The sequence below is a fragment of the Kitasatospora sp. McL0602 genome, assembly GCF_052076145.1.
Classification (GTDB): Bacteria; Actinomycetota; Actinomycetes; order Streptomycetales; family Streptomycetaceae; genus Kitasatospora.
The window spans coordinates 264273-278965 of sequence record NZ_CP197246.1 but is presented as its reverse complement, the minus strand read 5'-3'; the positions used below and the strand labels follow the sequence as shown (position 1 = coordinate 278965).

At 73.2% G+C, this 14693-nt stretch carries 11 protein-coding genes and 1 pseudogene; 8 read left to right on the top strand and 4 right to left on the bottom strand.

The annotated features are described in order from the left end of the window. Window positions 1-88 precede the first annotated feature (88 nt). A pseudogene (locus ACR68M_RS01375) lies at window positions 89-1151 on the top strand (IS630 family transposase). 70 nt (window positions 1152-1221) lie between these two features. On the opposite strand, the gene ACR68M_RS01370 reads toward ACR68M_RS01375, so the two are convergent. Continuing rightward, window positions 1222-1389: a hypothetical protein gene (locus tag ACR68M_RS01370; RefSeq protein WP_441248510.1), complete on the bottom strand. Its 168-nt coding sequence runs from the start codon at window positions 1387-1389 to the stop codon at window positions 1222-1224. Between the two features lie 159 nt (window positions 1390-1548). Between ACR68M_RS01370 and ACR68M_RS01365 the strand changes: the two genes are divergently transcribed. Both ACR68M_RS01365 and ACR68M_RS01360 read left to right on the top strand, forming a co-directional pair. After that, on the top strand, window positions 1549-2466 hold the full coding sequence (locus tag ACR68M_RS01365) for a WD40 repeat domain-containing protein (RefSeq protein ID WP_441248509.1): 918 nt from the start codon (window positions 1549-1551) through the stop codon (window positions 2464-2466). 71 nt (window positions 2467-2537) lie between these two features. Then, entirely contained in the window at window positions 2538-5330 is a 2793-nt protein-coding gene (locus ACR68M_RS01360) for an AfsR/SARP family transcriptional regulator (protein WP_441248508.1), read from the top strand. 7 nt (window positions 5331-5337) lie between these two features. Here the strand turns inward: ACR68M_RS01360 and ACR68M_RS01355 are convergent, their stop codons facing one another. Beyond that, complete coding sequence (locus tag ACR68M_RS01355; RefSeq protein WP_441248507.1) at window positions 5338-6165, bottom strand: ABC transporter permease; 828 nt, start codon at window positions 6163-6165, stop codon at window positions 5338-5340. Continuing rightward, window positions 6162-7082 (bottom strand): ABC transporter ATP-binding protein, encoded by a 921-nt coding sequence (locus ACR68M_RS01350; protein ID WP_441248506.1) that lies wholly within the window; start codon window positions 7080-7082, stop codon window positions 6162-6164. Before ACR68M_RS01350 ends, ACR68M_RS01355 begins: the two co-directional genes overlap by 4 nt. Window positions 7083-7254: 172 nt before the next feature. Between ACR68M_RS01350 and ACR68M_RS01345 the strand changes: the two genes are divergently transcribed. The 5 genes from ACR68M_RS01345 to ACR68M_RS01325 all read left to right on the top strand — a co-directional run bounded on the left by ACR68M_RS01345 (window position 7255) and on the right by ACR68M_RS01325 (window position 12502). After that, on the top strand, window positions 7255-8415 hold the full coding sequence (locus ACR68M_RS01345; protein ID WP_441248505.1) for a sensor histidine kinase: 1161 nt from the start codon (window positions 7255-7257) through the stop codon (window positions 8413-8415). Then, on the top strand, window positions 8412-9077 hold the full coding sequence (locus ACR68M_RS01340) for a response regulator (protein ID WP_441248504.1): 666 nt from the start codon (window positions 8412-8414) through the stop codon (window positions 9075-9077). The genes ACR68M_RS01345 and ACR68M_RS01340 overlap by 4 nt, the downstream gene beginning before the upstream one ends. Window positions 9078-9197: 120 nt before the next feature. Next, window positions 9198-9434 carry an acyl carrier protein gene (locus ACR68M_RS01335; protein ID WP_441248503.1) on the top strand — a complete coding sequence of 79 codons (237 nt, stop codon included), beginning with the start codon at window positions 9198-9200 and terminating at the stop codon, window positions 9432-9434. Between the two features lie 20 nt (window positions 9435-9454). Continuing rightward, window positions 9455-10495, top strand: coding sequence for a ketoacyl-ACP synthase III family protein (locus ACR68M_RS01330; protein ID WP_441248502.1), 1041 nt, complete (start codon window positions 9455-9457; stop codon window positions 10493-10495). Between the two features lie 414 nt (window positions 10496-10909). Next, window positions 10910-12502: a hypothetical protein gene (locus ACR68M_RS01325; RefSeq protein ID WP_441248501.1), complete on the top strand. Its 1593-nt coding sequence runs from the start codon at window positions 10910-10912 to the stop codon at window positions 12500-12502. Here ACR68M_RS01325 and ACR68M_RS01320 read toward each other — a convergent pair. Then, the gene (locus tag ACR68M_RS01320) at window positions 12499-14628 is read right to left on the bottom strand and encodes an NB-ARC domain-containing protein (protein ID WP_441248500.1); all 2130 of its coding nucleotides are present in this window, start codon (window positions 14626-14628) and stop codon (window positions 12499-12501) included. The genes ACR68M_RS01325 and ACR68M_RS01320 overlap by 4 nt on opposite strands. Window positions 14629-14693 lie beyond the last annotated feature (65 nt).

Sequence of the window (14693 nt, the reverse complement as noted above, 5' to 3'; positions counted from 1 at the left end):
ACTGAAGTTGAAAGCGTGATGTCGCTCGGATGGGTGAAGCAGTAGCGTTCGCCTGCCGGTGGAGGGTCGGCCCCGGTAGTCGTGTGCTGTGAGGTATGCGCAGGGCGGCGGCTTGACCGACGCCGAGAGGGCTGCTCGGGAGCGGATCCGGCTGCAAGCCGTGGAACGCTTCGAGGGCGGCGAGAAGAGCCGGGACATCGCGGTGGCGCTGCGGGTGAGCGTGCGTTCGGTGGAGCGTTGGCGCCGTCAGTGGCGCGAGGGCGGTGCGGCGGGAATCACCTCGAAGGGCTCGCCCGGTCGTCCGAGGCTGTCCGATGCCCAGATCGAGCGGCTGGAGCGGGAGTTGGAGTGTGGGCCGTTGGCCCACGGCTGGATTGACCAGCGGTGGACTCTGGCGCGGGCCAAGACGCTGATCGGTCGGCTGTTCCACGTCTCCTACACCGTGGAGGGCACCTGGGCCCTGCTCAGGCGGCACGGCTGGTCCTGGCAGCAACCGGCCCGCCGCGCGATGGAACGCGACGATTCGGCCATCGAGTTGTGGAAGAAGGACACGTGGCCGCGGGTAAAAGCACCGCGGCGGCCCGGGGCGCCTGGCTCGTCTTCGAGGACGAAGCCGGGCAGTCGATGAGGCCGCCGCGTGCCAGGACCTGGGGCAGAGTCGGCTGCACGCCGACGGTTCGCGTTCGTGGCCGGGGAGCCGGCCGGGTCTCCATGGCGGGGCTGAGCTGCTACAAGTCCGGTCAGCGGTCGCGGATGTTCTACAGCTTCCACGTCTACCGGGGCGGCAAGGGCGAGAAGAAGGGCTTGGGCTGGCAGGACTACCGGGACCTGCTGATCCGTGCGCACATCCAGCTCGGCGGTCCGATCGTGCTCGTGTGGGACAACCTCCGCGCCCACCTGATGCCCCCGATGCGGGAGTTCATCGAGGCGAGCAGAGACTGGCTGACGGTCTTCCAGCTCCCCTCGTACGCACCGGACCTCAACCCGCAGGAGGGCATCTGGTCGCTGGTCAGCGCACCATCGGCAACCTCGCCGCCGCCGACCTCGACCAGCTCGCCCGCGCCGTCAGACGCAGCCTGAAGCAGATCCAGTACCGGCCCCACCTGGTCGACGGATGCCTCGCCGCCACCGGCCTGATCATGGACGGCTGACCGCTCTCAGCCCGACATCACGCTTTCAACTTCAGTAGCGATGTCACCGTGTGTGGTCACCGGGGGCGTATCAGCTCCAGGCGCCGCCGGCCTCGGTGACGAGCCGAGTGGCGGTCTTGTCGTGGTAGCCGAGGGCCTTGGCGATGACCGGCGCCGGGGCCTGGAGGACGAGGTGCCGGATGGCGGAGGTGCGGGCGCGTTGGGCCGGGACCCCGAGGTCGCGGAGGGGGCCGAGCAAGGTGGTCGGGTTGATCGGCTGGCCCAGGCGGCGCCCGGGGAAGAGTCAGCGGGTGGAGAGGTTCACCGAGGGTGTGCGGGCTGGGAGCGATCGGAGGTAGTCCCGAACAAGATCGGCGACGGGCTCGGGTAGGGGCGAGGGCGGGTCTCCGAGCCGGAGTTGGACCTGCTGGCCGTCGTCCAAGACGTCGTCGCCGCGACCATCCCCGACGGCCGCACCCTGCTCGTCACCGCCACCCCCCGAGGCGCGGTCCGGCTGTGGGATCCGGACACCGGTGAATGCGTCGGGCGCCTCAACCCCTATGGCAGTCCGATCCGGTCGATCGCCGCCGTCCCGATCGCCGCCGGCCACACGCTGATCGCGGCCTCGGACACCGCGGGCCGCCTCCAAGTGTGGGATCCAGCCGTCGACGACCCCGGGGAGCCGGGCGCGGCCGTGCAACTGAGCGCACGTGCGCTCGCCGATGCCCTCCACCGTGTGGCGGCTGTGGCGGCTGTGCCCACACCCGACCGAACCGTGCTGGCCACGGGAGACGACCGCGGCGTGGTCGTGCTGTGGGACCTGGCCACCGGCGCCCCGATCGGTGACGGTCTGCCCGCCTCGACAGGCACCGCCGGCCTGCCGGTCATCACCGCCACCACCCCGCAGGGCGGGCGCACGATCCTGGTCACCGGCACCCATCACGGTCACCGACTGCGGGTATGGGAACCGGAGACCGGCACGGTGGAGCACATCGCCCTGGATGCGGCGCTCACCTGTCTGGCCACCGCGGGTCCGGACCTGATCGTCGGACACGACCGTGGAGTACTCAGCCTCCCGCTCACCAGGCAGAGAACGCGTTCGGCCGCAACCCCTCTCCTGCCCGCGCCCGCCCGCGCGCCGAGGCCGACCCCCGTTGTTCTTGTCGGCCTCGGCGCGCAGCACGGGGGGCCGACCGTTCTCACGGCACGGCCCGGAACCCGGCCGCGAGCGGCTGCGGCCGGAGGACATGGGACGCCGGTGCGACTCTCGGTCGACCGGGTGGCTGGGCGGGCTTGCGTTCAGAGGCTATGGACACGCGTCCTAGGTTCGTCCTAGGTTCGTCCGAGCATGATCAACCGGGCGTGTCGAGCTCGGTGGACGACAGCGGTGGACGACAGCGGGGGAAGATGAGATTCGGCGTCCTGGGGCCGTTGTCGGCCCGCGTGGCCGAGCGGGAGGTCAGGCTCAACGGGCCGCGCCAGGCGAAGGTGCTGGCCGCACTGCTGGTCGAGGCCAACCAGGTGGTCACGATCCAGCGGATGGTCGACGTGATGTGGGACGGCGAGGTGCCCGGTACGGCCGTCCGGCAGATCCAGGACGCGATCTCCGGGGTGCGCCGCAACCTGCAGCAGTGCGGTGCGCCGCCCGCGCTGATCAGCACCCACCAGCGTGGGTACCGGATCGGGCTGGAGCCGGGGCAGCTCGACCTGCTGGAGTTCCAGCAGGAGCGGCAGCAGGCGGACCGGCTCGCTGCCGCCGGTGACCAGGAGGGGGCCGCCGCCGCGCTCCGGCGCGGGCTCGCCTGCTGGCGCGGCGGCGCGCTGGCGGATCTGTCCAGCCGTCAGCTGGAGGTCGAGGCCAGGCGCCTCGACGGGTACCGGACGGCCGCGCGCCGGCAGTGGCTGACGCTCGAACTCGCGCTGGCCCGGCATGTCGAGGTCGCCGAGGAGCTGCTCTCGCTGGTCGGCGAGCACCCCTTCGACGAGGGGTTCGTCGGGCAGGCGATGCTCGCGCTCTACCGCAGCGGGCGCCAGGGCGAGGCGCTGGAGCTCTACCGCACCACCCGCCGGGTGCTGTCCGAGGAGATCGGCGTGGAGCCCGGCCCGCCGCTGCGCGAGCTGCACCGCCGCATCCTGGCGGCCGACCCGTCGCTGGCCGTCCCGGCTCCGGTCGTCCCGGGCCGGGCCGTCCCGGTGGGCGCAGCTGTCGACGGACCGCCCGTCCCGCGCCAACTGTCGGCCGGGCTGCCCGACTTCACCGGCCGGGCGGCGGTGGTCGCGCAGCTGGGCGCGCTGCTCTCCGGCCCCTCCGAGCAGCCGAACTGCCCGAGGGTGGTGTCGCTGGTCAACGGCGCGGGCGGGGTCGGCAAGACCTCGCTGGCGGTGCATGTCGCGCACAGCCTGCTGGCGGAGTTCCCCGACGGCCAGCTCCAGGCCGATCTGCGCGGCGTCGGCGGGCAGCCGTCCAACCCGAACGACGTACTGGCCCGCTTCCTGCGCGCCCTCGGCACGCCGCCCGAGCGGATCCCCGCCGACCCCGACGAGCGCGCGGCCGGCTACCGCAGCGCCGTCGCCGGGCAGCGCATCCTGATCCTCTTGGACAACGTCCACAGCGCCGCCCAGGTGCGGCCGCTGCTGCCCGGGTCCGCGACGTGCTCGGTGCTGATCACCAGCCGCAGTACGCTGCCGGGGCTGGACGGAGTGCGCAGGTTCGCCCTCGACGTCCTCGACGAGGAGGAGGCGCTCGCCCTCTTCACCCGCATCGTCGGCCGCGAGGCCGTCGAGGCGGAGCCCGAGGCGGTCTCGGCCGTACTGAAGGTCTGTGCCGGCCTCCCGCTGGCGATCAGGCTGGCCGCCAGCCGGCTCGTCGCCCGGCCGGAGTGGACGGTCGGACGGCTGGCCGACCGGCTCGGGGACGAGCGGCGGCGGCTCGGTGAGCTGGCGGTCGAGGACCGCGCCGTCCGGGCGTCGTTCGCGATCGGCTACCGCGACCTGAGACCGGACGAGGCCCGTGCCTTCCGGCTGCTGGGCCTGTGCGAGGGGCCGTTCGTCAGCCTCCCCGCCGCCGCCGCGCTGTTCGCCCTGCCGCTCCCCGACGCCGAGCGGCTGCTGGCCGCCCTGACCGACGTCCACCTGGTGCAGGCTCCCCGGGCGGGCTGCTACCAACTGCACGACCTGCTGCGGGTCTACGCGGCCGAGTGCGCACAGGAGCAGGAGCCGGAGGTCGAACGCGACGCGGCCACGCACCGGCTGCTCAGCTGGTACCTGCACTCCAGCGCGGCCGCCTCCCGGGTGCTCAACCCTGCCCGACGGCACGTCAGCCTCGCCGAACCGGGGCCGGAGTGGGCCCCGCTCGGGTTCGCCGACCACGCCACGGCCCTCGCCTGGTGCGAGAGCGAGCGGACGAACCTCGTCGCGGCGGTGGCCCAGGCGCAGCGCACCGGCCGGTACGAGATCTGCTGGAAGCTGCCGATCACGCTGTGGGACCTCTTCACCCTGCGCCCGCAGTACGAGGGTCGGATCGAGTGCTTCGAGGCGGCCCTGACGGGTGCTCGGGCGCTCGACGACACCGAGGCCACGGGCTGGGTGCTCAACTCCCTCTCCAGCGCCTACCAGGCGGCCGGCCGACTGGAGGAGGCGGCCGACTGCCTGGGTCAGGCACTGGAGATCCGCCGTCGGCTCGGTGACACCCGGGGTGAGGCCTCGTGCCACATCAACCTCGGTTACGTCTACATCGAGCTGGGCCAGGTCGCGCGGGCGGTCGGCGTGCTCGAACTGGCACTGGCGGGCTTCGCGGCCGTCGGCCTGCGGGTCGGTGTCGCCGCCGCGCACGGCAACCTGGGCGAGGCGCACAAGCAGCTCGGTGACTTCCCGTCCGCCCTGGAGCACTTCCGGCAGGCGCTCGCGATCGACCAGGAGGAGTCGGACCAGTTCACCGTCGGCAGGGGGCTGAGCAACCTGGCCGAGACCCTCTGCCTGCTCGGCCGGTACGACGAGGCGGCCGAGTACGCGACCCTTGGCCGCACCACCAACCAGCAGGCCGGGAACCGGGTCGACGAGGCCGTCGCCCTGGACGTGCTGGGCCGGGTGAACGCCGCCGCAGGCCGCCGGTCGCTCGCGGAGCAGCAGTGGGAGCAGGCCCGCGCCATCTTCACCGACCTCGGCAGCCCACGGGCGGCCGAGGTCGGCGGCGGCAGCTGACGCCGGGTCACACGTCGCGGCGGCGGACGGTGAGCACCGCGAGGGCGACCGCGATCAGCGGCCAGGCCGCGTAGGTGACCCAGGAGCCGGTGACCGTGGCGATCAGGTGGAAGGTGTCGGTCGGCGACGGGTCCCAGTCCTGGACCAGGCGGTTCCAGGCGGTCTGTGGCATCGCGTTTCGGACGTCGGCGGACCAGCGTGTGCTCGAGGAGAAGATCGGCGGCAGCATCAGCAGGGTGAAGGTGGTGGTGGCCATGGTGGCGCCACTGTGCCGGATCAGGACACCGAGGCCGAGGCCGATGAGTGCGCAGACGGGGCCCAGCAGGGCGGTGGCCACCAGAGCCTGGAGGGCATGGGGGTGGGTGATCGGGAAGCTGGGGTGCCAGCCGTTCAGCGCGGTCTGGGAGAGCCCGAAGGAGGCGGCGGCGATGACGGTGCCGAGCACCGTCCAGGCGGCGGCCAGCACGGCCGCCTTGGCCAGCACCACCGAGCCGCGGTCGGGCACGGCCACCGTCGTGGTGCGGATCAGCCCGCTGCTGTACTCGCTGACCGCGGTGATCGCGCCGACGCTGCCGGCGGCGAGCATCAGGGTCAGGTAGCCGGTCGGCGGGAAGGCGTCATGGAGCACGATCAGCTGCTGGCTGTGGTCCGTCAGTGCGGTCACGAGGGCGGACCCGATGACGAAGAGGGCGGTGAAGGCCGCCGCCCAGAAGGTGGACCGCAGTGAGCGCAGCTTGATCCACTCGGCGGCGAACAGATCGGCGAACAGGACTGGGGAGTGGGCTGCGGAGTGGGCTGCGGAGTGGACGGGGGATGCGGTGCGAAGTGTGCTCATCGGTGCTGTCCTGCCTGGTGTTCGATGCTGTCGGCGGTGAGTTCCATGAAGGCCTGCTCCAGTGAGGCCGTACGGGTGGTCAGTTCGGTGAGGGTGATCCGGCTGTCGGAGGCCAGTGCGCCGACCCGGTCGGCCGCGAGCCCGGTCACGGTGAGCCGCTCGACGCCCGCCGAGCCCTCCGGCTCGACCGACGCGCCTGCGGCGGTCAGCACCGCCGCCAGCTCGGCGGCCTGCGGAGTGCCCACCACGACGGTGCGCTGGGAGCTCCGGGCGGCGAAGTCCCGTACCGACTCGGCGGCGAGGAGCCGCCCCCGGCCGATGACGACCAGTTGGTCGGCCGTGTTCTCCATCTCGCTCATCAGGTGGCTGGAGAGGAAGACCGTGCGGCCTTCGGCGGCCAGCCGGCGGAAGAGGCGGCGGGCCCACAGCACGCCGTCCGGGTCCATGCCGTTGACCGGCTCGTCGAACATCAGCACCGGCGGATCGCCGAGCAGCGCGGCGGCGATGCCGAGCCGCTGCTTCATGCCGAGCGAGTACCCGCCGATCCGGCGGTTCGCCGCCTCGGCGAGGCCCACCTCCTGGAGCACCTCGGCGACCCGGCGCAGCGGGATGCCGTTGCTGCGGGCCAGCGCGGCGAGGTGGGCCGAGGCGGTGCGCCCGCCGTGGACCTGGGTGGCGTCGAGGAGGGCGCCGACGTGCCGCAGCCCTCGCGGGTGGGTCCGGAAGGGGACGCCGCCGACGGTGGCGGTGCCGCCGGTCGGTGCGTCCAGGCCGAGCACCAACCGCAGGGTGGTGCTCTTGCCCGCGCCGTTGGGGCCGAGGAAGCCGGTGACCTCTCCGGGCCGCACGGTGAAGGAGAGTTGGTCGACGGCGGTCCTGCTGCCGTAGCACTTGGTGAGTTCGTTGATTTCGATCACGAGGACAACCTTGCCGGGAGGCCCTGGGTGCGGGCATCGGTCCCGGGGCCAGGACTGCCCGGCCGGGGTTGGCCCGGGGGCGTACGTCCCCGGGCGGATGCCTCCCCGGGAGGGGGCCGGTTAGGGTCGCGGCATGAACGCCACACCTAAGCCCCCAGGTAGGGGAACAGCCTTGACCTGGGCGGGCGCCGTCCTCCACCCCTTCATGGTGCTCCTGCTGGTGACCGGTGCGCCGCGCGCCTCCGGCACCGTCCACGCTCTCGGATCGCTGTTCGCGCTGGCGCTGCTCGCCGGAGTGCTGCGCCGGATGCCGCTGCTGGCCCTGGCCCTGACGCTCTGTGGGGCGGCCATCGTGGTGGTCGTCCCGCCCAGCTCCGCCGCGGCGCGGCTGTCGCTGTCGTACCAGGGGCAGTTCCTGTCGTACCTGGCGGTGGATGTCGTCCTGGCCCTCGTCGTCGCCACCCGCACCCGGCTGACCTCGATCGTCGCGGTGGCGCTGGCACTGCTCATCCAGCTCCTGCTGGTCGGCGGCTTCGCGCACGGCGACAACCTGGTCGCCAACGCGGTGATCACCCTGCTGGCGATGGCGGCCTCCTGCACGGTCGGCCTGCTGGGCCGCGAGCGCCGCGAGCACGCGGTGGCGCTGCGCAGCCAGGCGGTGGCCGAGGCCGTGACCGCCGAACGGCTCCGGATAGCAAGGGAGTTGCACGACATGGTGGCGCACAGCATTGGCATCATCGCGATCCAGGCCGGGGTGGGCAGCCGGGTCATCGAGACCCAGCCGCACGAGGCCCGAGAGGCGCTGCGTGCCATCGAGACCACCAGCAGGGAGACCCTGTCGGGGCTTCGCCGCACGCTGGTGGCACTCCGTCAGGCCGACTCGAGCGCAGCCTCGGGCAGCGCGCCGCTCGCGCCCGTGCCGGGCCTGGCGGACATCGAACGGCTGGCGGCGGCAACGGCGGACGCGGGGGTCCGGGTCGAGGTGCGTCGCAGCGGGGAGGAGCGTCCGCTGCCGCCCGACATCGACCTGTCCGCCTACCGTATCGTTCAGGAGGCGCTGACCAACGTGGTCCGCCATGCGGGCACCGGGCACTGCCAGGTGGTCATCGACTTCGGGGGCGAGGAGCTGTCGGTGGAGGTTGTCGACGAGGGGCGGGGCTCCGGAGCGAGTGGTTCGACCCACGGCTTCGGCATCGTGGGTATGCGCGAGCGGGTCGGTCTGCTGAACGGCCGGCTCAGCGCCGGGCCGCGTCCCGAGGGCGGCTTCCGGGTGGCGGCCCGGCTGCCGCTGCCGTCGGCCGAGCCCGTCGGAGCTTCGGGGGTGGCCCGGTGACCGTCCGCGTCGTCCTCGTGGACGACCAGCCGCTGGTACGGTCCGGCCTGCGCGTGATCATCGCCGACCAGCCCGACCTGGAGGTGGTCGGTGAGGCCGCCAACGGCACCGAGGCGGTTCAGCTGGTCGGGGAGCTGAGCCCCGACGTCGTGCTGATGGACATCCGGATGCCCGGCATGGACGGGATCGAGGCCACCCGCCTGATCACGGCCGGTCCGTCGCCGGCCCGGGTCCTGATGCTGACCACCTTCGACGAGGACGACCACGTGTACGGCGCCCTGCGGGCCGGCGCGAGCGGCTTCGTGGTCAAGGACATGGCGGTGGACGACATCCTCGCGGCGATCCGGGTGGTCGCGGCCGGCGACGCGCTGATCGCGCCGGGAGTGACGCGCCGTCTGATCGCGGACTTCGTCCGGCATCCCGGCGCGGCCCCGGAGCACTCGCTGCGGCCGGTCGAGGGCATCACCGAGCGGGAGCAGGAGGTGCTGACCCTGGTCGGACGCGGCCGGTCGAACACCGAGATCGCGGAGGACCTCTTCATCACGGTGGCCACCGCCAAGTCGCACGTGTCCCGGCTGTTCACCAAACTGGGCGCCCGGGACCGTGTCCAACTCGTCATCACCGCCTACGAGATGGGGCTGGTCACACCGACGTCCGGCTGATCTCCCGACCGGCGGGCGACGACCGCAGTGCCGCTGCAAGGTGCGCACAAGCCGGGGCGCCCAAGCTCGCTGGGCGCAGCTCGCTCCCGGGGCTGCGGACCTGCGACCGAAGGGGACGCCGTGATCAGCACCGCCGACTTCATCCGAATCGTCCGGGACGAGCTGGACCTTCCGCTGGCCAACGCGGATCTGGAACGTGACTTCGACCAGGTCGTGCACTGGGACTCCATGCACATGATCAGACTGATCGCCGTGCTGGAGAGAGAGACCGGCCGAAGACTGCCGATCGGGAGACTCCTCGTGCAGCGCAGCTTCCGCGACATCTACCAGCTCGTCAGCGCGCCCGCAGCGGCCTGAACCGGAAGGGAGCCAAGGCCATGCGCTGGAACGACATCTACATCTCCGGGCTCGGCAAGTACCTCCCCGGGGCGGTCATGACCGCCGAACAGGCGGTGGCCGAAGGGCTCTACGACGCCACGGAGAACATCGCCAACGGCATCCGGGCCGTCCGGATCGCCGGGCCGGGCGAAGCCCCGGTCGAGATGGCGGCGGCCGCCGCCCGGCAGGCCGTGGCCCGCTCCGGCCACCGGCCGGAGGAGTTCGGCCTCGTCCTGCACGCCGGTCTCGGGCACCAGGGGCAGGACTACTGGACCCCGGCCTCCTACGTGCAGGACCACACCGTCGGCGGCGAGGGCGCGGCGATCGAGATCCGGCAGGGCTCCAACGGAGGGCTGGCCGGGCTCGAACTCGCGGCTTCCTACGTCGCCGCCCGCCCCGACGTCACCGCCGCCCTGGTGAGCACCGCCGACTCCTTCCACCTCCCGTACTTCGACCGCTGGAAGACCGACGTGCAACTGGTCTACGGCGACGGCGCCGGAGCGGTCGTGCTCTCCTCCCGTACCGGCTTCGCCCGGCTGGTCGCCACCGTCTCGATCGGCGACGGCTCCTTCGAGCCGCTCTACCGGGGCTCCGACGCCTGGACCCCGCACCCATTCGCCTCGGGCAAGCCGATCGACCTGCGGGCCCGCAAGCGCGACCACCTGCTCAGGACGGAGGACGGCTACGAGGGCGCCGTCGCCCGGATGGGCCGTCACATGTACGAGGTGATCGAGCGCGTCGTCGCCGAGGCGGCGACCACCGTCGGCGGCATCGACTGGTTCGTCCACGCCAACCTCGGGCAGACCATCGCCCAGTGGGCGTTCTACGACCAGTTCGGCATCGATCGCGCCCGCACCGTCTACGACTGGGGCCGGGACCTCGGCCACATGGGCGCCGGTGACCAGCTGATCGGCTTCACCCACCTCGTGGAGAGCGGGCGGCTCTCGCCGGGCGACCTGGTGCTGACGGCGGGCGCCGGGATCGGCTTCATGTGGACGGCGGCCGTACTGGAGATCATCGAACCGCCGCACTGGACGTAGCAGTCCGGACCGCACCCCGGTGCCGGTGTGTCCGGACCGACGGACGATCAGTTCATCCGCCGTTGGTCCGGACCACCCGCGGGTAGCCTAGGACCCGGGCGTGACGACGCCCACGCCCGCGCCGGCCGTGACCGCGCTCCCCCTCCACACTGCTACCGCCGCACCGGTTCACCGCAGGCAGGCTGCTCGGCCTGGCCTTCATCAGGACACAGCGGCGGGGACACAGCGGCGGGGACACGGGGCGGGGGGCGTTCGGCGCAAGGGGGGAGAACAGTACGATCTCAGGGAGATCGCCACGATGCTGCTGCCTGAGAGGTCCGGACACTGTTCAGCCTGCTGTCGAGTCTGCTGTCGTCCGGACGCGCCGGTGACCCGCGCTGGCGCACCCGGCCCACGGCGGCCCATGTGCTCGCGGTGACCCGCACGCTGACCTCGGCGACCCGGGTGATGGACGTGCTCCCCATGCTGCGCCCGCACGACGGCGTCGAGCTCTACATCACCGTCAACCCGGGCTCCGCCTTCGCCGCCGGGCTCGACGACTACCTGGCCTCGCTGCCCGGCATCACCGTGCTGCCCTGGCGGGAGGCGACCCGGCGGTCCTTCGACCTGGCGGTCGCCTGCACGGTGCACCGCTCGATGGGCCAGCTCCGGGCGCCGCTGGTGGTGCTGCCCCACGGCGTCGGCTACAACCGGCTGGTGCGGCAGGCGACCGGGGACGACCACTCGCCGGTGGGCCTGTCCCGGCACGAGCTGACCTGGCGCGGGCGGGTCTTCCCGGCCGTCATCGGGCTCTCCCACGGCGAGCAGCTGGAGCGGCTGCGCCGTTCGTGCCCGGAGGCGGTGCCGCGCGCCCAGGTGGTCGGTGACCCGTGCTTCGACCGGATGCTCGCCAGTCTGACCCGGCGTGACCACTACCGGCGGGAGCTGGCCGTGGGCGACGGCCGCAAGCTGGTCGTGGTGAGCTCCACCTGGAGCAAGCACTCGCTGCTCGGCCGGAGCCCCGAGCTGCCGCTGCGGCTCGTCCGGGAGCTGCCGGTCGACGAGTACGCCGTCGCCGTGGTGCTGCACCCGAACATCTGGGCCATGCACGACCCGCTCGGGATGCTCCGCGAGGCGGAGGAGGCGGGCCTGCTGGTCATCCCGCCGCAGCACGGCTGGCAGGCCGCTCTGGTCGCCGCCGACCTGGTGATCGGCGACCACGGATCGGTGTCGTTCTACGGCGCCGCGCTGCGCCGGGCCGTCCTGCTGGCCGCGACCGGCGAGCTGGAGCTCGACCCGCAGTCCCCGGCCTACACCTTCGGCCAGGCCGCGCCCGCGCTCGACCTGGACGGCGACCTGGAAGCGCAGCTGCGGTCGGCGGCCGAGCCGTCCCGGCAGGCCGGGCTGACGGCGCTCACCGAGCGCTCGCTCGGCGAACGCGGGCACTCGGCCAGGCTGTTGACCAAGATCCTGTTCTCCCACCTGGCGGCGGTCGAGGCGCCCGCCGAGGCCGTCCTCCCCGTGCCGTATCCGGACCCGGTGCCGGTGCCCGCAGGCCGGCCGACGGCCTACGACGTGATCGGCGAGGCCGGCCCGGACGGCGTGCGGATCCGCCGCTACCCGGTCGGGCCCGGCCACCGGGGCGCCCGGGGGTTCTACGCCGTCACGGCCGAGGAGAGCGGCCTGCGCCGGCGCCAGGGCGCGGAGGTGATGGCCCGTACGGTGACCGTGGCCGACCCGGACCCGCACACCTGGCTGGCCGACACAGCTGGCCAACTGCCGGGCGTCGGCGTGCTGGTGGCCGCACTGGCGGCAGACCGGCACCTGGTGCGGTTCCGCTCGGGAGCCGTGCTGGAGGCCCGGGTGGTGCAGCCCTGGGGGCAGGTGCCCCACGACCTCGACCCGGTGGTCCTGGGCGCGGCCGTCGCCCTGTGGCAGGCCGCACACCCCGGCGCCGAACTGACGGCCACCGAGCTGGTGGTGCACGCCGGGCGGCGCGTCGAGGTGCGCTTCACCGCAGGACCCTAGGGACCGTCGGCCCCCGGGTCGGGCGGCAGCACCCCGGCCGAACGCCGCAGGGCGAGCAGCCGCTCGCTGCTGCTCCGCTCCAGTGCGCCGTCACCGACCTGCGCCGCGAGCTCGACCAGCAGGCCGAGTGCCTGGTCCTCCTTGTGGTGCTGCTTCATCAGGTCGGCCTGCCGTGCGGCCAGCAGGAGTTGGGCGATCGCCTGCTGCGGATCGCCCGTCGCCCGGTGGAGGCGGCCGCCGAGCAGCGCCAGGCGCATCAGCATCGGCTCGTCCTGGGTGCGGGCGGCCTCGGCCGTGGCGGCGGCCAGCGCCGAGGCCGCCTCCTGGTGGCGGCCTGCAGCCAGCAGCGCCTGGGCGAGGTTGTAGCCCTGCACCACCAGGCCGTGCGGGTCGTCGGCGTTCGCCTCCCGGGCCCGGGTGAAGAGGGCGATCGCCTGGCCCGGCTCGCCCTGGGCCAGCGCGAGCAGACCCTGCGACTCCCAGATCACCCCGCCCAGCCGGGGGTCGGTGACCAGCGGCAGCTGCTCGGCCGCCAGTGCCAGCTGCTCGGCGGCCTGCCGGTACTCACCCAACTCATAGTGGGCGCGGGCGAGTTGGTTGTGCATCCGGATGCCGACGTCGGGGCGGGCGTCCCAGCGGGCCGCCTGCACGCCCAGCTCGTGGGACTCGATCCAGTCGGCATAGTGCTTACGGCTGTGGAAGAGCGCCCAGAGCGACTCGCACAGCCGCCACACGGCGCCGTGCCACCCCCGGGCAGCGGCCTCCCGCACGACGGCCATCAGCTCGGCCCGCTCGCTCTGGAGCCACTCCAGCGCCTGCGCCCGGCCGGTGAAGGCCAGGTACGGCGGCAGCGGCGCCTCCGACTCCTGGAGCCGGAACCGCTCTCCGAGGACCGCCCGGTCGGCCGCCGCCGCCCGCACCCGGAAGTAGTCGACGATCCGCCGGGTCTCCGCCTCCCGCTCGGCGTCGGAGAGCGCGGCCCCGGCGGCCCGGCGGGCATGCAGGGCGACCAGGTCGTGGGCGCGGTAGCGCTCCTCGGGCCCCTCGTCCGGAGCAGTCTCGTCCAGGAGATGCGCGGCCAGCAGGTCGTCGATCGCCTCGGCCGCGCCCTCGCCCCCGAGCGCCCGTGCCATCTCCGGGGTCAGTTCACGCCCCGGGTGGACACCGATCAGCAGGTAGAGCCGCCGAGCCTGCTCGGGCAGCGTGCGGTACACGGCTTCGAACGCCTCGTCCACGGTGCTCTCCCCGGAGCGCAGCGGTTGCAGGGTGTGGTGCCGGTCGGCGAGCTCGGCGACGACCCGCCCGACCGCCATCCGGCGGCGGGTCAGCAGCTGCGAGCCGACCGCGCTCAGGGCCAGCGGCAGCCCGCCGCAGAGCCGGACGAGCTCGGTCAGCTCCTGGTCGCTGCCGCGCTCCTCGCCGAGCCAGCGGCGCACCAGCTCGACCCCGGCCGAGGGGGCCAGCGGCTCCACGCGGTGGACGTGCGCGCCGTCGGTCACCAGCCCGTCCAGGCGGTGACGGCTGCTCACCACCACCAGCCCCCGGAACGGCAGCAGGGCCCGGACCTCGGCGGCGTGCTCGACGTTGTCCAGGAAGAACAGCAGACGCCGGGTCGCGGTGACGCTGCGGAAGAGGTTGACGCGGTCGGCGAGCGAGTGCGGCACGTACTCCTCGCGGACACCGAGCGAGCGCAGGAAGCTCGCCAGCACCTCGCCGAGGTCGACGCTGCCGTGGTGGCGGACGGCCCCCAGATCGGCGTAGAGCTGCCCGTCGGGGAAGCGCTCCGCCTCCCGCTCGGCCCAGTGCGCGATCAGCTCGGTCTTGCCCACGCCACCCAGCCCGGTGAACACCACCACCGACAGGCCCTCGGCCAGGCCGTCGACCGCCTCGGTCAGGGACGTCAGCTCCGCCGTCCGGTTGACGAACGGGCCACGGGGCCGCCGGATCTGGCGCGGGGTGCAGGACTCCGCCGCAGGCACGGGGGTCGGCGCGTAGAAGTACGCGGTGTTGATCGTCCCCGCCTGCACGAGCTGGGCCACACTGCCGCCGGACACGGCGTTGTGGGTCGACCCGCCGGAGCCGCTCGCCCCGTCCGGTCCGCCCGTGCGCGCCTCGCGGTCCGCCATACCCGCCCCTTCCCACTGCCGCCCGCGCGGGGCGCCATGCTCGCCTGCCACTGGGACAAAGCCTA